At 75.4% G+C, this 19,965-nt stretch carries 19 protein-coding genes and 2 pseudogenes; 14 read left to right on the forward strand and 7 right to left on the reverse strand.

Annotation, left to right across the window (positions count from 1 at the left end; translation table 11 throughout):
• Positions 1–15: 15 nt before the first annotated feature.
• Positions 16–1,041 (reverse strand): alpha/beta hydrolase, encoded by a 1,026-nt coding sequence (locus GQS52_RS26405; RefSeq protein ID WP_182316049.1) that lies wholly within the window; start codon positions 1,039–1,041, stop codon positions 16–18.
• A gap of 125 nt (positions 1,042–1,166) precedes the next feature.
• Entirely contained in the window at positions 1,167–1,709 is a 543-nt protein-coding gene (locus GQS52_RS26410; RefSeq protein ID WP_182316050.1) for a TspO/MBR family protein, read from the reverse strand.
• Between the two features lie 384 nt (positions 1,710–2,093).
• Here GQS52_RS26410 and GQS52_RS26415 point away from each other — a divergent pair.
• Positions 2,094–4,270: pseudogene (locus GQS52_RS26415) on the forward strand (prolyl oligopeptidase family serine peptidase).
• 31 nt (positions 4,271–4,301) lie between these two features.
• Here GQS52_RS26415 and GQS52_RS26420 read toward each other — a convergent pair.
• On the reverse strand, positions 4,302–5,294 hold the full coding sequence (locus GQS52_RS26420; protein ID WP_259370999.1) for a helix-turn-helix domain-containing protein: 993 nt from the start codon (positions 5,292–5,294) through the stop codon (positions 4,302–4,304).
• 272 nt (positions 5,295–5,566) lie between these two features.
• On the opposite strand from GQS52_RS26420, the gene GQS52_RS26425 reads away from it, so the two are divergent.
• The 6 genes from GQS52_RS26425 to GQS52_RS26450 all read left to right on the forward strand — a co-directional run bounded on the left by GQS52_RS26425 (position 5,567) and on the right by GQS52_RS26450 (position 10,631).
• Entirely contained in the window at positions 5,567–5,932 is a 366-nt protein-coding gene (locus GQS52_RS26425) for a peptidase inhibitor family I36 protein (protein ID WP_182316051.1), read from the forward strand.
• Positions 5,933–6,023: 91 nt separating this feature from the next.
• Complete coding sequence (locus tag GQS52_RS26430) at positions 6,024–7,001, forward strand: hypothetical protein (protein ID WP_182316052.1); 978 nt, start codon at positions 6,024–6,026, stop codon at positions 6,999–7,001.
• Positions 7,002–7,066: 65 nt separating this feature from the next.
• Complete coding sequence (locus GQS52_RS26435) at positions 7,067–8,227, forward strand: methyltransferase (protein ID WP_182316053.1); 1,161 nt, start codon at positions 7,067–7,069, stop codon at positions 8,225–8,227.
• 233 nt (positions 8,228–8,460) lie between these two features.
• Entirely contained in the window at positions 8,461–9,117 is a 657-nt protein-coding gene (locus GQS52_RS26440; RefSeq protein ID WP_182316054.1) for a hemerythrin domain-containing protein, read from the forward strand.
• 211 nt (positions 9,118–9,328) lie between these two features.
• Positions 9,329–9,499 carry a hypothetical protein gene (locus GQS52_RS26445; protein WP_182316055.1) on the forward strand — a complete coding sequence of 57 codons (171 nt, stop codon included), beginning with the start codon at positions 9,329–9,331 and terminating at the stop codon, positions 9,497–9,499.
• A gap of 157 nt (positions 9,500–9,656) precedes the next feature.
• Positions 9,657–10,631 (forward strand): ADP-ribosylation family protein, encoded by a 975-nt coding sequence (locus GQS52_RS26450; protein ID WP_182316056.1) that lies wholly within the window; start codon positions 9,657–9,659, stop codon positions 10,629–10,631.
• Positions 10,632–10,935: 304 nt separating this feature from the next.
• Here the strand turns inward: GQS52_RS26450 and GQS52_RS26455 are convergent, their stop codons facing one another.
• Complete coding sequence (locus GQS52_RS26455) at positions 10,936–11,391, reverse strand: VOC family protein (protein ID WP_182316057.1); 456 nt, start codon at positions 11,389–11,391, stop codon at positions 10,936–10,938.
• Between the two features lie 67 nt (positions 11,392–11,458).
• Here GQS52_RS26455 and GQS52_RS26460 point away from each other — a divergent pair, with 67 nt between their 5' ends.
• A complete protein-coding gene (locus GQS52_RS26460; protein ID WP_182316058.1) occupies positions 11,459–12,466 on the forward strand; it encodes a LysR family transcriptional regulator in 1,008 nt (335 codons plus the stop codon).
• Positions 12,467–12,514: 48 nt separating this feature from the next.
• Here GQS52_RS26460 and GQS52_RS26465 read toward each other — a convergent pair whose 3' ends face one another.
• A complete protein-coding gene (locus tag GQS52_RS26465) occupies positions 12,515–12,877 on the reverse strand; it encodes an MmcQ/YjbR family DNA-binding protein (protein WP_182316059.1) in 363 nt (120 codons plus the stop codon).
• Positions 12,878–13,035: 158 nt separating this feature from the next.
• Here GQS52_RS26465 and GQS52_RS26470 point away from each other — a divergent pair, with 158 nt between their 5' ends.
• The 4 genes from GQS52_RS26470 to GQS52_RS26485 all read left to right on the forward strand — a co-directional run bounded on the left by GQS52_RS26470 (position 13,036) and on the right by GQS52_RS26485 (position 15,936).
• Positions 13,036–13,404, forward strand: a complete 369-nt coding sequence (locus GQS52_RS26470) for a nuclear transport factor 2 family protein (RefSeq protein WP_182316060.1) — start codon at positions 13,036–13,038, stop codon at positions 13,402–13,404.
• A 358-nt stretch (positions 13,405–13,762) separates the two neighbouring features.
• Positions 13,763–14,314: a hypothetical protein gene (locus GQS52_RS26475; RefSeq protein WP_182316061.1), complete on the forward strand. Its 552-nt coding sequence runs from the start codon at positions 13,763–13,765 to the stop codon at positions 14,312–14,314.
• Positions 14,315–14,372: 58 nt separating this feature from the next.
• A complete protein-coding gene (locus tag GQS52_RS26480) occupies positions 14,373–15,017 on the forward strand; it encodes a dihydrofolate reductase family protein (protein WP_182316062.1) in 645 nt (214 codons plus the stop codon).
• A gap of 121 nt (positions 15,018–15,138) precedes the next feature.
• The gene (locus GQS52_RS26485; protein WP_182316063.1) at positions 15,139–15,936 is read left to right on the forward strand and encodes an N-acetyltransferase; all 798 of its coding nucleotides are present in this window, start codon (positions 15,139–15,141) and stop codon (positions 15,934–15,936) included.
• A gap of 79 nt (positions 15,937–16,015) precedes the next feature.
• Here the strand turns inward: GQS52_RS26485 and GQS52_RS26490 are convergent, their stop codons facing one another.
• Positions 16,016–16,432, reverse strand: a complete 417-nt coding sequence (locus GQS52_RS26490) for a metalloregulator ArsR/SmtB family transcription factor (protein WP_182316064.1) — start codon at positions 16,430–16,432, stop codon at positions 16,016–16,018.
• A gap of 102 nt (positions 16,433–16,534) precedes the next feature.
• On the opposite strand from GQS52_RS26490, the pseudogene GQS52_RS26495 reads away from it, so the two are divergent.
• Positions 16,535–18,508: pseudogene (locus GQS52_RS26495) on the forward strand (heavy metal translocating P-type ATPase); the annotation flags it as partial.
• Between the two features lie 82 nt (positions 18,509–18,590).
• A complete protein-coding gene (locus tag GQS52_RS28125; protein ID WP_259371209.1) occupies positions 18,591–19,004 on the forward strand; it encodes a (2Fe-2S) ferredoxin domain-containing protein in 414 nt (137 codons plus the stop codon).
• A gap of 96 nt (positions 19,005–19,100) precedes the next feature.
• Here GQS52_RS28125 and GQS52_RS26500 read toward each other — a convergent pair whose 3' ends face one another.
• Entirely contained in the window at positions 19,101–19,685 is a 585-nt protein-coding gene (locus GQS52_RS26500; RefSeq protein ID WP_182316065.1) for a TMEM165/GDT1 family protein, read from the reverse strand.
• Positions 19,686–19,965: the final 280 nt, after the last annotated feature.

Genomic DNA, 19,965 nt, shown 5'->3' on the forward strand with positions numbered 1-19,965 from the left:
GCCGGCCGGCCCGGCTCAGCGGCGGGTGCGGTCCCGGAAGGCGCGGTCCCGGAGGGCGCGGGGTCGGAGCCTGCGTGCCGCCGGCAGCAGCGCCGTGCCCGCAGCCAGCGCGAGGGCGCCGACGCCGGCGGTGACGGGGGCCCGGCCGCCCGGGCCGGTCTCCGCCAGCGCGCCCGCCGCCGCGGCGTCCCGTCCGTCCGCGGGTGCCCGCCCCGCCGAGGCGTCGAGGATCAGCCGGGCGACCGCCTCGGGGTGGGTGATCATGGCGAAGTGCGGCGCGTCCACCTCGACGGTGCGGGATCCGGCCCGGTCGGCCATGAACCGTTCGAGCCGGGGCGGGACGGCACGGTCCTCGGTGGCGACCAGGTACCAGGACGGGACGGTCCTCCAGGCCGCCGCGCGGGACTCCTCGGCCAGGGCGGCCTGCGCGATCGGGCGCTGGCCGGCCGCCATCGCGGCCGTCGTCCGGGCCGGGGCGCCGGCCACGAGGACCTCGCGGAACCTGTCCGGGGCGACGGAGAACTCGACAGCCGTCCCGCCGCCGGGCAGCGGGTAGCGCGCCGGCACGACGGCGGTCCCCAGCCGGCTGCCGGGGAACCGCCCGTTCAACTCCTCCACGCTCTCGCCCCTGTCGGGCACGTGGGCCGCGATGTAGACCAGGGCCTCGACGTCGGGGTCCGAGGCGGCGGCGTTGCCGATCACCGCGCCCGCGTAGGAGTGGCCGACGAGCACGATCGGCCCCTCGATGCGTTCCAGGACCGAGGCGAGGTACGCCGAGTCCCCGGAGAGCCCGCGCAGCGGGTTGGCCGGGGCGACCACCCGGTGGCCGAGCCGCTGCAGGCGCTCGGTGACGCCCCGCCACGCGGAGGCGTCGGACATGGCGCCGTGCACCAGGACCACGGTGGGCCCGGCGCCCGCCCCTTCCCGCCCGTCGCCGTCGCCGGGAGCGGCGGCGGCCGGGGACACGGCGGTGAGTGCGGCGACGGCCAGCGCGACCGGGCCGCGGGCGAGGAGGGTGCGGACGCTCGGGAGGGAAGGCACAGCGGTTCTCGCTTCCGGAGGACGGGGCGACAGTCAACGAGCCTGTACGACCCGGGATCCCCGGGCTCCCCAGGAGGGCCGGAAGAGTGACGCGCGCGGCGGCGGCCCGGCGGCGGTCGCCCGCGTCAGGTGTTGGCGGCCCAGATGCTCAGATTCAGCGCGGCCGCGAACGCCACCCACAGCAGGTAGGGGACCAGCAGGTACCCGGCAGCCGGCCGGACGCGGCGGAACAGCACCGCCGTCGCGCCGGCCGTGAGGAGCAGCAGGCAGACGTCGGCGAAGGCGAGCCCGTACTGCCGCGCGCCGAAGAACAACGGCGTCCAGGCCGCGTTGAGCAGCAACTGCACACCCCACAGGCCCAGTTCGGTACGGGCCCGCCGACCCCGGGCACGCTGCACCAACCATGCGGACGTGCCCACGAGCGCGTAGAGCACCGTCCACACCGGGCCGAAGAGCCACGACGGCGGCGCCCACGAAGGACGGTCCAAGGACGCGTACACCGCTCCGGAGCCGGAGGAGGAGAGCGCCCCCACCGCGGCGGCGGCAAAGCTGAGGGCGAGGAACAGCAGCAGCGAGGGCCAGGCGGCCCGTCCGGACGCGGCGGCCCGTTCCTGCCGGGCGGTCCGCCCCTGCCCGGTGCCCTGCCGGGGGCCGTGGACTGTCGGCATCGTGACTCTCCCTGTTCCCGCCCGCCGTCGTGCCGATCGCCTACCCGCCCGCGCCCGGTTCACCGGGCGGTTCGCCGGGCGGTTCGCCGGGCGGCCGGTCCGGGAGGCCGCGGCGAACCGCGCTCCGCGACCCCGCTTCCGCGGTAGGATCCGCGAGAACCCTTCGGACGCTCCCGGCCGTGATCACCGGCACGGGACGTCCGCCGCGGCGGAGGCCCCGATTCCCGCCGCCCGCCCCGCACTTCAGGCTCCAGGTCACCGACCTGGAGCCTTTTCGCCGTTCCGGGACCGCTCCGGGACCGGTTCATGAACGAAACCGTCCGGGGACGCCGCGGCCACCCGCCGCGGCACCCCGGCGTCCCACCAGGAAAGGCAGCAGAGCCCATGGACCTCGACGGATTCCCCCGGCAGTTCGCCCGCACCCGCCGCTTCTCCCTCGGGGTGCCCCGGTCGTTCACCGTCTCCCCGGACGGCGAGCGCGTGCTGTTCCTGCGCTCCGCCTCCGGCACCGACCCGTGCGGCCTGCTGTGGCTGTACGGGAACGGCCGGGAGCGGGTCCTCGCCGGCCCGGCGGAGGGCGGCCCGGTGGAGGGCGGCGGGGCGTCGGCGGGCGTGACGGAGTACGCGGCCGACCGGGAGGCGCGCACGGTGGCGTACGTCCTGGACGGCTCGCTGTGGACCGTGCGCACCGACGGCGGCGCGCCGCGCCGCCTCCCCGTCCCCGGCCCGGTGGCCGACCCGCGCCCCTCCCCGGACGGGACCCTGGTCGCGTACGTCACCGGCGGCTCCCTGCGCGTCGTGCGGACCGACGGGACGCAGGACCGGCCGCTGGCCGAGCCCGAGGGCCCCGACGTGACCTACGGGCAGGCCGACCACGTCGCGGCGCTGTCCATCGGCAGGTCGCGCGGCCACTGGTGGTCGCCGGGGAGCGACGCGCTGCTCGTGGCCCGCGTCGACACCTCGGCGGTGGAACGCCGGTACGTCGGCGACCCCGCGGAACCCGGCCGCCCGCCCGGCCGGTGCCCTACCCGGCGGCCGGAACGCCCAACGCGGAGACCTCGCTGCACCTGGTCGCCGTCACGGGCGGACGCACCCCCGTCCGGCTGCCGCGTACCGCGCACGAGGAGGTGAAGCGGCACGGTGGGGCGGGCCCGCACGGGGGCCCTTCCCCGCGCGGGGAGTGGAGCGACCCGGCCTTCGAGTACCTCGTCACCGCCGATTGGCAGGGCGCCCGTCCCGTCGTCGGCCTCCGCACCCGGGACCAGCGCACGGTGTGGATCGTCTCCGTCGACCCGGTGACCGGCGGGGTCCGGCTGCTGTCCGCCGCGACCGACGAGGCCTGGGCGGACCTGCGGCCGGGCACGCCCCTGCACACGGCATCCGGTGTGCCGGTGCTGTCGTGCCCGCGCGGTGACGCCCGGGGGATCCGCATCGGGGACGTCCCCTCCCCGGACGGGCTGCACGTGCGCGAGGTGCTGGGCGCGGTGGGGGAGAGGGTCCTGTTCACTGCGGGGGAGGAGCCCACCGAGGTCCACGTGTGGTCCCACGAGCCGGGGCGCGGCTTCACAGTGCTGACCCGCGGGCCCGGGGTGCACACGGCCGTGGCCGGCGGCGGCACGGTCGTCCTCGACAGCCGGACCCCGGACGGGCACGAGGTGACGGTGCTGCGCGACGGCAGGCCCGCCGGACGGATCGCGGTCCTCGCCGAGGAACCCCTGGTCGCACCCCGGCCGGTCCACCTGGTGCTCGGGCAGCGGGAGCTGCGCGCCCGGATCCACCTGCCGTCCTGGTACGAGCCGGGCTCGGGCGGGCTGCCGGTGCTGCTCAGCCCCTACTCCGGGCCCGGGCTCCAGGTCGTGACCCGGGCGCGGGGGTGGTGGACCGCCGTGTGCCAGTGGTTCGCCGAGCACGGCTTCGCCGTGCTGACCGCGGACGGCCGGGGAACCCCCGGCCGCGGGGCGTGGTGGGAACGCGCGGTCCTCGGCGACCGGCTCACGCCCGTCCTCGAGGACCAGGTCGACGCGCTGCACGCGGCCGCCGAGCGGTACGAAGGCGCCCTGGACCTTGGCCGGGTGGGCATCCGGGGCTGGTCGTTCGGCGGCTACCTGGCGGCCGGCGCGGTGCTGCGCCGCCCCGACGTGTTCCACGCTGCGGTCGCGGGGGCGCCGCCGGCCGACCGGCGGCTGTACGACACGTACTGGGAGGAGCGCTTCCTCGGGCACCCCGGCGTCCTGCCCGGCAACTACGAGCGCTCCTCGCTGCTCCGGCACGCCGCCCGGCCCGCGCGTCCGGACCGTCCGGCGCGTCCGCTGATGCTCGTCCACGGGCTCGCCGACGACAACGTCCTCCCGGCCCACACGCTGCGCCTCTCGGCGGCGTTGCTCGCCGCGGGCCGGCCCCACACGGTGCTGCCGCTGTCCGGGACGGGCCACCTCGTCGCCCGGGAGGGGACGGCGGACGCCCTCCTGCGGCTCGAGCTGGACTTCCTCTCGAAGGCCCTGGGCCCGCAGCGGCCGGGTCCCGCCCCGGGACCCGCCCCGAGGCCCGCTCCGGGTCCCTGACGGGCCGTCCTGCGGCCCGGCCCTCGTGCCCCTACTCGGCCTCGATCACGAAGAGCTGGTCGTCGCGGCCGGTGCACTGCTCCTCGACGATCTCGGCCCCCGCGTCCCGGCCGTCGCCACGCACCCCCAGGCACCGCCCGCTGTACTCCGGGTGCAGCAGGTACCGGCCCGGTCCCGCGTCCCGGGCCGGCTCGATGCGGAAGACCTGGGCGAGGCGGTCCTTCCGGCAGTCCTCCCAGGGCTCCAGCAGCCCTTCGCCGATGACCGTCAGGCAGCCGTCCCCGAGTTGGGGATGCCGCCAGACGACGAAGAAGGCCCCGTCCCCGGCACGTGTCAGACGGGTGCGGGGAGGGACCGCCCCGGAGCAGGCACGCTGGACGGCGACGGCCCGGTTCGGGTCGCCCCCGCGTTCCCGCCCCTCGGTCACGCACAGGGCGGGGGAGCGGACCGGGCGGATGCGGGACCAGCCGGGGGACGGCGCGCCGGCCGCGGCCCCGGCCCCCGCGTCCTCGCCGGCTCCCGCCTTCGCCCCCGCGGCCGCCGGGGGGCGCGCGGACGCCCGGCCGTCCGTGCGCGGGGAGAGCAGTCCCCAGGCGCCGAGGGCCAGCAAGGAGATGCCCAGTGCGCCGGCCAGGAGCAGCGCGGCACGGCGCCGCACGCTACCCCCGGGGCCGGAGGCGGCCGGGAGTCCGGAAGGCGGCCGCCCGTCCGCGCCGTCCGCGGACTCCTGCGGCCGGACGGGGTCCTTCCCGAGCCGCTCCGCGGCCCGGACCCACTCCTGTGCCCGTTCCCGGTCGCCGCCGCAGGCGCGCACGAATGCCTCGATGACGTCCGGGCGGGGAAGCGCCCCGCGGCGCAGCGCGTCGGACAGGGTGCTGCGTGCCAGGAAGCGCCCCTCGCCGGCGGCCCGCTGTTCGAGCTGCCGGAACGTCAGTCCGGAACTCTCCTTCAACCGCCGCATCCGGGCCACGTACTCCGCCGCGGTGCGGACGTCGCCGATACGGGTTTCCTCGTGGGGCGTCATGGCAGCCATGCTGGTGCGGGGCCGGGGGCTGGACAAGACGCACCTCGGCCACTCGCCGCCGCCACTCCTGCCCCTGCTCGCGTCCGGGGTGTCCGGGGTGTCCGGGACGTGTCCGGCGCCGTCCCGGACACGTCCCGGACGGCGGGACCGATTGCCGGCCGCGGACCGGCGGCCACAGCCTGGGGCGAGCCGGTACCCCCGGCGGCCGGAGAGCCGGTCCACCCCGCCGTCGGCGAAGACCCGACGGCCCGTCATGTCCTGGGAGCGCCAACGTGGCAGTCAAGAAGTTCGTTCCGTCCGTCCTCCTCGCCGGCGGCCTCGTCGCCGCGAGCGTGTTCGCCGCCGTCCCCGCCCAGGCGGCCGTCTCCGACTGTCCGTCGGGGAACTTCTGCATGTGGACCGCGACGGACTACCGCGGAACGATGGGCAAGTACAGCTGGCACAAGGAAGTCCTGTCCGACGCCCTCCGCAACAACGACGAGTCCTCCTTCAACAACATGTCGAGCGCCGGCATGGAGCTGTACTCGGGGAGCTACTACAGCGGCTACATCGGGTGCTCCAGGCCGAAGGCGCAGTGGCGGTCGCACTCGCCGGCCAACACCACCGAGTCCCTGAAGAGGGTGAGCTCCACCTGCTAGGAGGTGCACCGACGGCCCGACGGGCCGTCGGCGCACCGGGTGCGGGGGCCGGCCGGCCCCCGCACCTCCCCCTCGCCGACATGGAGGCCCCGTGCTTCACCGCCGCAGTACCGCGCACAAGGAAAGAGGAAGAGGCGGACGGGCAGCCCTGCTCGTCCTCGTCGCGCTGTCCGCCGGGGCCTGCTCGCCCTCCGGGGTGAGCGGGCAGGCCCCGCCCTCCGGGCAGCGGCCGCCGGCCCGTGAGGTCGTGGAGGCGCCGACCCTGCCGCCCGGGGTCAGGGGCGTCCTCGCGAACGCGGAGGCGGAACTGGTGGAGGAGTGCATGGAGCAGCGGGGCTTCCGGTTCTTCCACGACCCCGTGGACCCGGACGAGCCTGCTCCTTCCGAGCGGGCCCTGGAGGCGGAACTGCACCTGGACGACGTCGAGCGGGCGCGCCGCGAGGGATTCGGCCTGCCCGGGCCGTCGGTACCGACCCGCGCGGAACGCGCGGAGGCGGCCTACCTGGCCTCCCTGAGCCCGGCCCGGAGAAAGGAGTGGGACCGGGCGCTGGGGGACCTGGGGCCGGGGGCGGAGAGGATCACGGTCACGGTGCCGGGTGCGGGGACCATGGAGATGCCGGCAGAGGGGTGCTTCGCCGAGGCGCGCGCCGAGCTCTACGGCGACTACCCGCGGTGGTTCCGGGCGGACACCTTCGTCAACACCCGCTACCTGGCCGTCCGCGAGGCGGTGCGGAAGGCCCCGCGGTTCGCCCGGGCGACGCAGGAGTGGAGCGCGTGCATGCGCGGACGCGGATACGCGTACGCCGACCCCGAACAGGCCCGCGCGGAGGCCGCGGCGCCCGCGCGGGGCCGGGCTGGGGGCCGGGCGGGGGGCGAGGGGCGAGGGCACCGCACGGCGGTCGACTCCGCCGAGTGCGACCTCGCGGTGGGACGGTCGAGGACCCACCGCGCACTGTGGGAGGAGCAGACGCGGCGGTGGGCCGCCGCGCACCGGGACGAGGTCGCCGCCTACCGGGAGCTCAACGCCGCCGCACTCGTCCGTGTCGGGGCCGACGGTTCCGGCAGGTGAGCCGGGAGCGCCGGCCGGGGAGCGGCCCGCGGCCCACCGGGCCGCTCGGCTAGCCTGAGTGCACGATGAACCGTTTGACGACGTCATGGGGCGAGTACGGCCTCACCCGCTTCCCCGAGGACCGGCGCGACCCCTTCCGCGCGTGGGACGCCTCCGACGAGTACCTGCTGAAGCACCTGCGGGACACCGGGGCCGGGCCGGTCGACCTGTCCGGCACGGTGGTCGTGGTGGGCGACCGGTGGGGCGCCCTGACGACCGTGCTCGCGGCCCACGGCCACGACCCGGTGCAGATCACCGACTCCTTCCTCGCGCAGCAGGCCACCCGGGCGAACCTGGCGCGCAGCGGGAGCGACCCGGACGCCGTGCGGCTGCTGTCCACCCGCGACGCCCCGCCCGCGCGGATCGACGTGCTGCTGGTCAGGGTGCCCAAGAGCCTCGCCCTCCTGGAGGACCAGCTGCACCGCCTCGCCCCGGCGGTCCACGAGGGCACCGTCGTCGTCGGCACCGGCATGGTCAAGGAGATCCACACCTCGACGCTGAGGCTGTTCGAGAGGATCATCGGGCCGACCAGGACCTCCCTGGCGGAGAAGAAGGCGCGCCTGATCCACTGCACGCCCGACCCGGGCATCGCCCGCACCCCCAGCCCCTGGCCGGTCGCCTACGCACTGCCCGGCGGCATCGGCCCGGTCTCCGGACGCACCGTCACCAACCACGCCGGGATCTTCTGCGCCGAGCGCCTCGACATCGGCACCCGTTTCCTCCTGGAGCACCTTCCCCGGCCCGCGGGCGCGGCCCGCATCGTCGACCTCGGCTGCGGGAACGGGGTCGTGGGGACCGCGGCGGCCCTGGCCGCCCCCGGGGCGGCGGTCACCTTCGTCGACGAGTCCTACCAGGCCGTCGCCTCCGCCGAGGCCACCTTCGCGGCGAACGCCGGACCGGACCGCGAGGCCGACTTCGTCGTCGGCGACGGCATGGCGGGCACGCCGCCCGGGAGCGTCGACCTCGTGCTGAACAACCCGCCCTTCCACTCCCACCTGGCCACCACCGACGCCACCGCCCGGCGCATGTTCACCGGGGCCCGCGACGCGCTGCGTCCGGGGGGCGAGCTGCTGGTCGTCGGCAACCGCCACCTCGGGTACCACGTGCTGCTGCGCCGGATCTTCGGCAACTGCGAAATCGTCGGCAGCAACGCGAAGTTCGTTCTCCTGCGGGCCGTCAGGCGGTAGCCGCCGGCCGCCGTCCCGGAGCGCGCGCGGATGCCTCCGGCGGCGCCGTGCGGCGCGCGGCGCCGCCGCGAGGGCGACGGTCCGGCCGGGCGAGGCGTCGGCGGCCGTTCCCCCGGTTGCCCGCTCTTCAGCTGGTTACCCCGCGTGGAGTAATAATCACACTTCGCATACTCCAATCCTCCTAATGTGGACATCGTTCGATCGGGGGCATGTCCAGCAGTAGGAGTCCCGGAATGAGATTTCCCAAGGTCTACGCGGTCGTGGCCGCGGTGGTCGCGGCGATCGTCGGCATGACGACCTGGGCGTGGGCCGGCACCACGACCGGAGCCGAACCGCGGCCCCCGGCGCCGGCGCAGGCGAACGGCGGCAGGGTGACCGCGCCCCTGCGCGCCGAGCACCGCGAACTGCTCCCGAAGATCGAGGCGCTCGCCTCGGCGGCCGAAGCGGTCGGCACCGCCCCGCCGCAGGAGCAGCGCAAGAAGGTCGACGAGTCGTACGCGTTCCTGACGCGGGAGCTGATCCCGCACGCCGTGGCGGAGGACGAGGTGCTGTACGCGAAGGTCGACAGTCTGATCGGCACCGCCGACAGGACCCGCCCGACCGACACGATGCGCCGCGACCACGCCGAGGTCGTCGCCCTGACCGAAGACCTCGGCAGGCTCCGCGACCGGCTCCGCGCGGGCACGCTGCACCCGGCGGACCAGAAGGAGCTCCGCCGGGTCCTCTACGCGCTCAACGCCGTCGTGGACCTGCACTTCGCCAAGGAGGAGGAGGTCTACCTCCCGCTCCTCGACCGCAGGCTGACCGCCGAGGAGGCCCGGCGGATGTTCGAGCGGATGGACAGGATCGCGGAGGAGGAGACGGCGGGCGCGGGCGCGGCCCGGCACTGACCCGCACCGCTCCTCCCGCCTCCTGCCTCTCACCCCCGTCGGCGCGCCGGTGACGCCCTGTGTGCGCGCCTCGGCGGGACCCCGGCCCTCCGCGCCGTCACGACGGCGCGGAGGGCCCGGTGCGAGGTCCCCGACTCGGGAATCCGATACCCCCCGGGGTATGATTCCGGTACGGGTCCGCGGAGGACCGTTCCACGAGAGGGTGAGTGCCATGTGCCGACGCGTTGCCTGCCGTACCTGCGGCAAGGCCACCTACGCCGGGTGCGGCATGCATGTCGACCAGGTCCTGGCCGGTGTGCCGGCCTCCGGGCGCTGCACCTGCAAGGAGGGCCGGGACAAGCCCGCCCGCAAGTCGTGGAAAGCCCTGTTCGGCCTCCGCTGACACACCGCGCCGCGGCGCCGCACCGCCGCGCCGCCCGTATCGGGCGCGGCCCGGCGGCCCGGCCCCGGCCGGCCCGCGCGGAGCCCCGTTCCGCCGCGTGCCTGCGGCCCTTGCCATGATGGTCCCCGCAGGCACGCGGCGGAACGGGGACGGATCGATGGGCGAAGACAGGGGCCGGGACTCCGGGACCGCGGTCGAAGAGCGCTTCCTGCGGGACTGGGGCATCGAACTGCCGGACTCCCTGATCCGGTTCCGGGCGTTCCTCGACGCCCTCGGCCCGGAGGAGCGGGAGGCGCTCGCGGAACTGTCCGTGGCCCCGGCCGGCGTCATGGACCTGTTCGCCGACCCCGGCCGGCAGCCCCGCGACGGCCTCGACGTGCGGGTGCACGGCCGCTTCTACCTCGACCCGCCCGAGTTCGTCACCTTCATGCACAGCGGCTCCGACGGACTGCACCACGGCCTGTGGTCCGACGACGGCCGCACCTGCGACTCCGTCGCCTCCTACTGGACCAATGACGGCTGCGGGATCACCAGGAAGCGGGAGACCCCCCTGGAGGCGGTACGCGCCCTCCTCGAGCGCCACTGGCGCGACCTGGACGACTACGGGGCGGCGGGGGACGACGTGTCCGGGGAGCGCCGCCGCGCGGGCCTGCTCCGCGAGGCGCTGACCGCCTTCGCAACCGGCGACCGGACCGAGGTCGGCCTCGCCTACTCCCGTGCGTACGACTTCGTCGCGGAACCCGTGGACCCCGGCCGGATCACGACCCTGGACGGGGCGGGGGCGCTGGTGTCGGGCGGCACCGCACTGGACCGCCCAGCGCACAACGGCGCCGACGAGTACGCGTTCGCGACGCACGTGAACTCCCTGTTCGAGGACCCCGCGACCCTGGAGACGTGCGTGGACGAGGCCCGGCGCCGCCTCGCGGCGGGCGATCCGGCGGAGGCCCTGGTCCTGGGACGCGACCTGCACCGGGCGTCGTCCGGCGACCCGGTCCGCGAGGCGTACGCCAACGAACTCCTCGTGGCCGCCTACCGGGCGCTGGGCCGGCCGTCGCTGGCGGGGATCGCCGAGGCCCACCACCGCCACCGCTCCCTGCCGCACGTGGACGTCCTCGGGCCGCGCGGGAAGTGACGGCCGGGCGTACTCCTTCTGCAAGAACTGCGCCTGCCTGCGCCGCCGTGGAATCCGCTGCACCGTCCCGTACAGGGCCGGCCGGGCCCGCAACCGCGGGAAGCTCGGCTCCCGTGGCGGCCGACCGCCGCGTTTCGATGGGGTGGGTCACCGCGAGCACCATGCGGTCGAGTGCCGGATCAACCGACTCAAAAGGCCCGGGGCAGTGGCCACGAGGCACGCCAAGCCCTCCGTCCGCCACGAGGCGACGGTGCCGGTCGCGGCCGTGGACGAGCGGCTGTGGCCGGCACTGCCGCAACGTCCCTCACACGACGTCGAATTCGTTGCCCTCGGGGTCCTGCATGGCGGCGGCGTAGAGCCCCGTGTCCGGCTCGTCCTTGATCCGCAGCACGGTGGCACCAGCAGTGACCAGCCGTTCCACCGTGGCCTTGACCCGCTGTGCGCGGACGTCCGGCGGGACGTCACGGCCCCCACCGACCTTCAGGTCGAAGTGCCACCTGTTCTTGGCGGCCTTCGGCTCGGGAACCTGCTGGAACCACACCCTCGGTCCACGTCCCGCGGGATCGACGATCGACTCCGGAACATCCCCGGCACCGGCCGGCAACTCTGCCTCGGGCACTCCCGTCGCCGCCCAGTAAGCACGCCACGTGGCGTGCCCGCCCGGCGGAGGCTCAGGCACGTAGCCCAGGGCCTCGGCCCAGAAAGTCACCATTCTCTGCGGATCGGAGCAGTCGATCGTCAGCTGCACTGTCATCTCCATGCCCGGAGCGTCCCAGGCAGGTCCGACAGACGATCCGACCTCGCAGCAGGCCCTAGCATGACCGGCCATGGAGTTGCGTCAGCTGGAGTACTTCGTGGCCGTGGCGGAAGAGGCCAGTTTCACCCGTGCGGCCGCGCGGCTGTACGTGACCCAGCCCGGGGTGAGCGCACAGGTCCGCAGGCTGGAGCGCGAACTCGGACAGGACCTGCTGGACCGGTCGGGGCGCACGGTGCGGCTCACCGAGGTGGGGGCCGCGGTGCTCGCACACGCCCGCACCGTGCTGGACGGGGTCGCCGGGGTGCGGCTCGCCGTCGACGAGTTCACCGGACTGGTGCGCGGCCGCGTGTCCATGGGAATGGTGCGCTCGTGCTCGTCGGTCGACCTGCCCGTCCTGCTGGCGGACTTCCACAGGGCCCACCCCGCCGTGGAGATCACCCTGGCCGAGGAGAACTCCGACCTCCTGCTGGAGGGCGTCCGGAGCGGGCGGTTCGACGTGGCGATCGTCGCCCTGACGTCCGAGACCCCTTCGGGCGTCGGGATCCAGGTCTTCGTGGACGAGCCGCTCGTCGTCGCCGTCGGCCCCGGCGACCGGCTGGCCGGACTGTCCGCCGTCCCCGTCGACGCACTCCGCGACCGGGAACTGATCAGCCTCCCCCGGGGCACCGGCATGCGGACCTGCCTCGACGAGGCCTGTGCCGCGGCGGGGTTCGAACCGCGCGTCGCCTTCGAGGTCAGCGACCCGAACGTCCTCGCGCAGCTCGCGGCCCGCGGCCTCGGACCGGCCGTCGTCCCCGAGTCCCTCGCCGCCGAGTACTCCGGCGAGCTCCACGCGCTCACGGTCACCGACCCCCCGCTGCGCGGGCGCATGGCCCTGGCCTGGCGGACGGAAGGGCCCGTCGGCCCGGCGGCCCGGGCCTTCGCCGAACACGCCCGGACCGTCCTGGCGCCCCCGGTCGGCCGCCGGGAGCCCTGCGACGGGGCCGGACCCGCAACCGCTGCCCCGGCGGTGGGAAACAGCGGCTCCCGAACTCCTGATCCGGGCCTGCTCGGGACGGACCGGGCGGGGGACCGGTAGCGGGAGCGGGATCCGGATCCGCCGCGGTCCGGGACCGCGGCGACGCGTTCAGCCGCGGTCGAGCCGCAGCCGCACGGCGCGCGGGAGACCGGCCACCACCAGGTCGTACGAGTCCTCGATCAGCTCCCGGACCATGCCTTCCGGGAGCGAGCCGTCCAGGGTGACGGTGTTCCAGTGGCGCTTGTCGAGGTGCCAACCGGGCGCGATCGCCGGGTGCGCGGCACGCAGCTGCACGGCCAGTTCGGGGTCGCACTTCAGGCTCACGGTCGGCGGCTCGGCGTCCTGCGGGACGAACGCGAAGACCTTGCCCTCGACCTTGCAGGTGACCAGACCCGGGCTGCCCGGGAAAGGGGTGTCCTCGTAGGCGCCGTTCATGTCGAGGCAGCAGTTCCGCAGCTCTTCCGGTGTCATGCCGTCCAGCATGGCACCGCGCCCGGGCCGCCGGTGCTGCCGCAGGCGGCCCGGCAGGGCCCCGTCCCCATAACTTCCTGTTCTGGCGGCGATACCCAGCGTCTATTGGACTCCCACTCCGCGTTGCCGCAGGGTGAGGGCGGAGAAAGGAGTCGATCATGACTGACATCCGTGAGGGCGCCGCCGAGCCCGAGGACCTGGCGAGGCTGTTCGTGGAGCGGGCCAACGCCCGAGACGCCGACGGACTGGCCGCGCTCTACGCGCCCGACGCGGTGATGGCCTACCCGCCGGGGTCCTCGACGGTCGGCCGGGAGGCGATCCGCGCGGTGCTCGCGGAGATGCTCGAGCACGTGCCGCTGCCGTTCCCGGTGGAGGAGCCCCTGCCGACGGTCCGCCACGGCGACCTCGCCCTGACCTCGACCCGCCCGTCCGACGGGACGGGCGGCCGGGTGCAGGTGGCGCGCCGTCAGCCGGACGGGACCTGGCTGCGCATCATCGACCGCCCCGAGGTCCCGGGCGGGCAGTGACCGCCGGGGCCGCCCGCCCCCGGCCACCGGGCCGGCCGTGACCGAGCCCGAGCCGGTCCGGTGCCGGGAGCGGCGCGAGGCCGACGGAATGCCGTCGCTCGCGGGAAGGCGGTTCACCACCGGCGCCCACTTTCCTGCCGAGGCTCTCCGAACGGAGCTCCGCCCGGGTTCCGTGAACGATCCTGAGCCTGGTGCAATGCCGGGGTGGTGCTGAGCGCCGGGGATCGTCGTGTCCCGGTGTGCGGACGGGGCGGGTGGAGAGATGGCGGCAGCAGAGCTTCGGGGGGCCGTGCAGGGGGCGGCGCGGGCGGACTGGGAGCTGACGCCTCTGGAAGGCGTCGGTCCGTTGTGTTTCGGCATGCGCGTCGCCGAGGTCGCCGCGGCGCTGCCGGGCATGACCGAGACGCGCCGGTTCCAGGCCGACCCCTCGTTCCACGAGGTCCGCGGCGTGGAGTTCGGCACGGGGCGTGCGGAGCCTGCCGTGTACGCCTACTTCGTCGACGGCCGGTTGTTCTGCGTCGCGGTCGACGCGGTCCGCGGACCCCGTGTGACCCTCTGGGGCAGGGAGTTGACCGCCTGCGTCCCGGCCGATCTGGGGAGGTTCCTCCTGCACGCCGACGGGTGCGGGGTGCTCGACGTGTCCTACGGCCCGCGGGGGAATCCCGGAGTCAACGGCCTCGGTCCGGTCGTGCGGGTGCAGGAGGTCGCCCGCGGCGTGGTGACCCGGCCGGTCATGGTGGGCCGGGCCTGGGCCGACCGGTGCACCGACGACTGGGAAGGCGCGGTCCCGGAGTGTGAATGGGCGGGCCGCCCGTGGCCCCGTCCCACGGGCGGTGGCGGTGCTTGCCCGTCGGTCCCCACAGGCCGGACACTGGGGCGCTCGGTTTCCGACCGCTCACGGACGCAGTGATGAGGTTTTCCGGCCCGTGGAGCCCCACCAGTGCGGTCCAACACCACAGGAGGAACAGATGGCTCAGCTCTTGAGGGTCCAGAACTTCAACGTCTCGAGCGACGGCATCGGTGCCGGTGAGGACCAGAGCTTCGAGAACCCGTTCGGCCATGTCGATCCCGGGAGGCTGTTCGCCTGGGCCGGTGCCACGGCGAGTTGGCCCATGCGCACCGACCCCGGGGGGAGCAGGGGCCTCGACGACCACTTCACGCGGGACTACGCCCGCAACATCGGTGCCGAGATCATGGGGCGCAACAAGTTCGGGCCCCAGCGCGGGCCCTGGCACGACCATGAGTGGCGCGGCTGGTGGGGGGACGAGCCCCCGTTCCGCACTCCGGTGTTCGTCATGACCCACCACCCGCGTCCGTCGTTCACGCTCTCCGACACCACGTTCCACTTCGTCGGCGGCGACCCGGCCGCGGTCCTGGAACAGGCGCGGGAGGCGGCGCGGGGCAAGGACGTCCGGCTCGGCGGCGGGGTCACCACCGTCCGGCAGTTCCTCGACGCCGACCTCGTCGACACCCTGCACGTGGCGGTCTCGCCGGTGGAGCTCGGGTCCGGGCTGCGGCTCTGGGAGTCGCCCGACGAGCTGCTCGACCGGTTCCACCTGGAGGTCGTGCCCAGCCCGAGCGGCGTGACGCACCACCTGTTCTGGCGAAAGTGACCGGGTTTCAGGCCTGTCGGGCCGAGCCTCCGGCGACCGCGCCGTCGAACGCCGGCCGGTCGGCGACGGCCGCGCGGAAAACCGGTTGGAGGGCCCGGCGGTAGCCCCCTAGCCTCCCGGCATGGACGTGACCTTCTCCACCCTGGCCGAGCGTCCCGAGCTGGCCGCCTCGCTGTGGTTCCCGGACACCTGGCCGGAATTCGTGCTCAACGACCTCGTGGGATGGGCGCACTTCGGCAGGGTCGCCGCCACCTTTCCCGAGTTCACCGTGGTCGGCACCGACGGGGACGGCGAGGTCGTGGTGCGCGGGCACAGCGCTCCCTTCGCGTTGGCCGCGCCGGGCCGCGGCGCGCTCCCGGCCGGTGGCTGGGACCAGGTCCTGCTGTGGGCCTTCTCCGACCACCGCCGCGGCGTCCTGCCCGACACGGTGAGCGCGCTCGAGGTCGCGGTCCGGTCCGATCGCCTCGGCCGTGGCCTGTCCGCCGCCGCGCTCGACGCGCTCCGGGAGAGCGTGCGGGCACGCGGCTTCCGGGAACTGGTCGCGCCGGTCCGGCCCACCGGGAAGCACCGCGAACCCGCGACCCCCATGGCGGAGTACGCCTGGCGCACCCGTGAGGACGGGCTGCCGGCCGACCCGTGGCTGCGCACCCACGTCCGCGCGGGCGGGGTGATCGCCTCGGTGGCGCCGGCCTCGATGACGGTCGCCGGATCCCTGGCGCAGTGGAGGGAGTGGACCGGGCTGCCGTTCGACGAGGAGGGACCGGTGGAGGTCCCCGGAGGGCTCGTCCCGGTCCGCTGCGAGCCGCGCCACGACCACGCCGTCTACGTGGAGCCGAACGTCTGGGTCCGGCACGTTCTGGCCCCGGAACCCCGGGGCGCGCGCGAGGGCGACGCGGACGTTGCGCACAGGGCGACCTGACACCCCGACGGCTTCAGCAGGTGCCCGCCCCCGCGGGCACACCGCCGCCCCGACCGTTCGACGGTCGGGGCGGCGGCCGTTACGGGGCCGTGCCCGGAGCGGTGTCCGGTTCGCCGTCCGCTCCGGCGTCCGGCCCCGCGGGCGTGTCGGTGAGGCCGAGGCGCAGGTGCTCGACGTGGTACAGGGCCTGGTCGAGGAGTTCGGCGACGTGGTTGTCGTACAGCGTGTAGACCACGGAGCGGCCCTGCCGGGTGCCGGTGACCAGGCCGAGGTTGCGCAGCAGGCGCAGCTGGTGCGAGCAGGCCGACTGCTCCATGCCGACCGCGGAGGCCAGTTCGGTCGCCGCGCAGGGCCCCTCGCGCAGCCGGGCCAGGATCAGCAGCCGGGACGGGGTGGCCAGTGCCTGCAGTGTGGCGGCGACCTTCGGGGCGTTGCCCGGGTCCAGGCGGGTGCGCGGGGCGGCGTGCTGTGCGGGGGTGCTGACTCCGTGGCCCATGCTCCCATCCTACGGACCTCGAAAAATGAATAGCTGTTCATGTATTCCTGTATGTTGGGCGGGACGGACCTCGCCTCCCATCACGAAGGGCCTTCCGCTGCCATGGTTTCCACCCTCACCCGGCCCGATCCGGCCGGCACACGGGGCGCGCCCGCGCCCGGGCGCCGCACACGGGCCCTCGCGCTGCCCGAAGTCCGCTGGGCGGCGGCCGCGCTGGCACTGTTCCTGACCGCGCTGCCGCTCCACCTGCTCGGCGCCCCCGCGTGGGCGTGGGGGCCGCTGTACGCCCTCACCTACGCCGCCGGCGGCTGGGAGCCGGGATGGGAGGGCCTGAAGGCGCTGAAGGACAGGACGCTGGACGTCGACCTGCTGATGGTCGTCGCCGCACTGGGCGCCGCGTCGATCGGGCAGGTCCTGGACGGCGCGCTGCTGATCGTCATCTTCGCCGTCTCCGGCGCCCTGGAGGCCGTCGCCACCGCCCGCACCGCCGACTCGGTGCGCGGCCTGCTCGACCTCGCCCCCGCCACGGCCACCCGCGTACTGCCCGGCGGGGCCGAGGAGGACGTCCCCACCGGGAGCCTCGCCGTGGGCGACACCGTCCTGGTCCGGCCGGGGGACCGCGTCGGCGCCGACGGCCGGGTCCTGGACGGCGCGAGCGAGGTCGACCAGGCCACCATCACCGGTGAGCCCCTGCCGGTGGCCAAGCAGCCGGGCGACGAGGTGTTCGCCGGCACCCTGAACGGCACCGGCGCCCTGCGCGTGCGGGTGGAGCGGGACCCGTCGGACTCGGTGATCGCCCGGATCGTCCGGATGGTCGAGGAGGCCGCGGAGACCAAGGCCCCGACCCAGCTGTTCGTCGAGAAGATCGAGCAGCGGTACTCGATCGGCATGGTCGCGGCCACGGTGGCGCTGTTCGTGCTGCCGCTGGTCCTCGGCGACGACCTGCGGTCCGCCCTGCTGCGGGCCATGACCTTCATGATCGTCGCCTCGCCGTGCGCGGTGGTGCTCGCCACCATGCCGCCCCTGCTGTCCGCGGTGGCCAACGCCGGACGGCACGGCGTGCTGGTCAAGTCCGCCGTGGTCATGGAACACCTCGGGCAGGTCGACCGGGTCGCACTGGACAAGACCGGAACCCTCACCGAGGGCACCCCCCGCGTCACCGAGGTGCGCCCCCTGGCGGCGGCCGGCCGGGAAGGCCGTCCGGACGAGGACGCCCTGCTGGCCCTCGCGGCCGCGGCCGAGTACCCGAGCGAGCACCCGCTGGGCCGGGCCGTCGTCGCCGCCGCCCGCCTCCGCGGCCTGCGCCCCCCGCAGGCGGAGGACTTCGCCTCCACCCCCGGCCTCGGCGTGACCGCCACCGTGCAGGGGGCGAAGGTCGCCGTCGGGACCCCGGAGCGGCTGCTGGACGGACTGACCGGCGAGCGCGCCGCGGCGGCCCGCGGCGCGGCCTCCGCCCTGGAGGCGGAGGGCCGCACCGCCGTGCTGGTCCTGCGCGACGGCGACCCGGTCGGCGTGCTCGGCGTCGCCGACCGCCTGCGGCCGGACGCCGCCGCCACCGTCGCCGCCCTGACCGCGCTCACCGGCACGGGCCCGGTGCTGGTCACCGGGGACAATCCGCGGGCCGCCGCCCGGCTGGCCGCCGAGGCCGGCATCACCGACGTCCGCGCCGGCCTCCTGCCCCAGGACAAGGTGGACGCGGTCACCCGCCTCCAGGCCGCCGGGCACAAGGTGCTGGTGGTCGGCGACGGCGTCAACGACGCCCCCGCGCTGGCCGCGGCCCACACCGGCATCGCCATGGGCCGGGCCGGCTCCGACCTCGCGCTGGAGACCGCCGACGCGGTGATCGTCCGCGACGAACTCGCCGCCGTCCCCGCCGTCGTGGCCCTGTCCCGCCGTGCCCGCCGCCTGGTCGTCCAGAACCTGGTCGTCGCGGGCGTGTTCATCGCGGGCCTGGTCGTCTGGGACCTGGCCGGCACCCTGCCGCTGCCCCTGGGCGTGGCCGGGCACGAGGGCTCCACCGTCATCGTCGGCCTCAACGGCCTGCGCCTGCTGCGCGACAAGGCATGGGACCGGGCCCGCGACGAGGCCGTCCCCACCGGAACCCCGGGTGCGGCCGCCGCCGACGCGTCGGCGGCCGGCGGCGGGGGCGGGGCGGCCGGTGAGCCGCCGCACGCGGAGGGAGAACGCGCGCCCGCCGGCGGGCGGGGCCGACCGCTGCACGGTCACCGTCTGCCGGGGCTGCTGCTGCGGGACCGCCAAGGTCCCCGGCACGGACCACGCCGAGCAGCTCTCCCGGCTCCGCGCCTCCCTCGACGGCGAGGCGCAGGTCCGCGTCACCGGATGCCTGGACGCCTGCGAACAGGCCGACGTCGTGGTCGTTCAGCCGTCGGCGGAGGGCCGCGGGGCCGGCGGCCGCCCGGTCTGGCTCGGCCTGGTCAACGACCCCGGCGCCGTCGACGACATCGCAGCCTGGATACGGCAGGGCGGCCCCGGCCTCGCCGACCCGCCCGGCGTGCTGGACCTGTACGCCTTCACCCCCTCCCGCCGCGTCCGCCGGGCCGCGGAGCAGTGAAACGGCCCGCGCCCCCGGCACCGCCCGCGTCGGCGGGTCGGACCGGGGGCGCGGGCCGGTGGAGGGGCGCGGGCCGGGGCCGGGGAGGGGGCGGCGTCAGCCGGTGAAGAGCTCGGCCAGGGTCCAGACGGCCAGGCCCAGCATGCACAGGCCGCCGATGCGCTGGACGGTCTTGAGGGGGACCCGCTTGGCGATGAAGCGGCCCGCGAGCAGGGCGAGGGCCGAGACGCTCATGAGCGCGGCGGCGGAGCCGACCGCGGTGGACCAGGGGTCGTTGGCGGCGGCCAGGTTGGCGGTGGTGATCTGGGTCAGGTCGCCCCACTCGCTGATGAACACGGCCGTGAAGGCGGTGGAGTACACCGGCCAGAACCCGGTCACGGGTGCGCCGCCGGAGTCCTCCTCCCCGTCGGCGCCACCGCCGCGCAGCAGCATGAACGCGCCGAAGGCGAACAGCGAGGCGGAGACCAGCTTCACGCTCCAGTCGGGCAGCAGGCCCAGCAGCCCGCCGGCGCCCACCGCGATCGCGACGTGGACGACGAACGCGGTCGCGGTGCCGAACCAGACGTACAGGGGGCGCATGCGGGTGCCCATGGCCAGCGACGCGAACATCGTCTTGTCGGGGAGTTCGGCGAGGAAGATCAACCCGAAGGCGGTGACGGCCGCAAGGGGCGCGAAAGTCATTCCGGTGGCTTTCTGTCGGGGCCGGGCCCGGGACTTCGCGCAACACCCGGAGGGCGGCGGGAGGACCACTCGGCCCGGCACGATGGGGTGGTTGCCGCCCACCCGGGGTGGGCATGCCGTGCCGTGGCCGAAGGTCTCGTCCACCGCCGCGCTCCGCGCGGCGGCCCGGCGGCCGGGCCCCCTGAGGGGCCAGTATGTCGACCGGCCGGTGTTTCGGGACTACTCCCCTTCGCTCCGGCAAGGGTACCCGACCCCGCCACCCGGCCCCATCGTCGGCCCT

The sequence above is a fragment of the Streptomyces sp. SCUT-3 genome (genome assembly GCF_014083985.1).
In the GTDB taxonomy this organism is placed as follows: domain Bacteria; phylum Actinomycetota; class Actinomycetes; order Streptomycetales; family Streptomycetaceae; genus Streptomyces_H; species Streptomyces_H thermolineatus.

Coding starts and splice junctions, on each gene's coding strand:
- GQS52_RS26465 (WP_182316059.1), bottom strand. CDS start 12,877: ATGACACCGGAAGAGCTGCGGAACTGCTGCCTCGACATGAACGGCGCC.
- GQS52_RS26435 (WP_182316053.1), top strand. CDS start 7,067: ATGAACCGTTTGACGACGTCATGGGGCGAGTACGGCCTCACCCGCTTC.
- GQS52_RS26490 (WP_182316064.1), bottom strand. CDS start 16,432: ATGGGCCACGGAGTCAGCACCCCCGCACAGCACGCCGCCCCGCGCACC.
- GQS52_RS26480 (WP_182316062.1), top strand. CDS start 14,373: ATGGCTCAGCTCTTGAGGGTCCAGAACTTCAACGTCTCGAGCGACGGC.
- GQS52_RS26475 (WP_182316061.1), top strand. CDS start 13,763: ATGCGCGTCGCCGAGGTCGCCGCGGCGCTGCCGGGCATGACCGAGACG.
- GQS52_RS26440 (WP_182316054.1), top strand. CDS start 8,461: ATGAGATTTCCCAAGGTCTACGCGGTCGTGGCCGCGGTGGTCGCGGCG.
- GQS52_RS26455 (WP_182316057.1), bottom strand. CDS start 11,391: ATGGAGATGACAGTGCAGCTGACGATCGACTGCTCCGATCCGCAGAGA.
- GQS52_RS26500 (WP_182316065.1), bottom strand. CDS start 19,685: ATGACTTTCGCGCCCCTTGCGGCCGTCACCGCCTTCGGGTTGATCTTC.
- GQS52_RS26470 (WP_182316060.1), top strand. CDS start 13,036: ATGACTGACATCCGTGAGGGCGCCGCCGAGCCCGAGGACCTGGCGAGG.
- GQS52_RS26445 (WP_182316055.1), top strand. CDS start 9,329: ATGTGCCGACGCGTTGCCTGCCGTACCTGCGGCAAGGCCACCTACGCC.
- GQS52_RS26420 (WP_259370999.1), bottom strand. CDS start 5,294: ATGACGCCCCACGAGGAAACCCGTATCGGCGACGTCCGCACCGCGGCG.
- GQS52_RS26410 (WP_182316050.1), bottom strand. CDS start 1,709: ATGCCGACAGTCCACGGCCCCCGGCAGGGCACCGGGCAGGGGCGGACC.
- GQS52_RS26485 (WP_182316063.1), top strand. CDS start 15,139: ATGGACGTGACCTTCTCCACCCTGGCCGAGCGTCCCGAGCTGGCCGCC.
- GQS52_RS26450 (WP_182316056.1), top strand. CDS start 9,657: ATGGGCGAAGACAGGGGCCGGGACTCCGGGACCGCGGTCGAAGAGCGC.
- GQS52_RS26460 (WP_182316058.1), top strand. CDS start 11,459: ATGGAGTTGCGTCAGCTGGAGTACTTCGTGGCCGTGGCGGAAGAGGCC.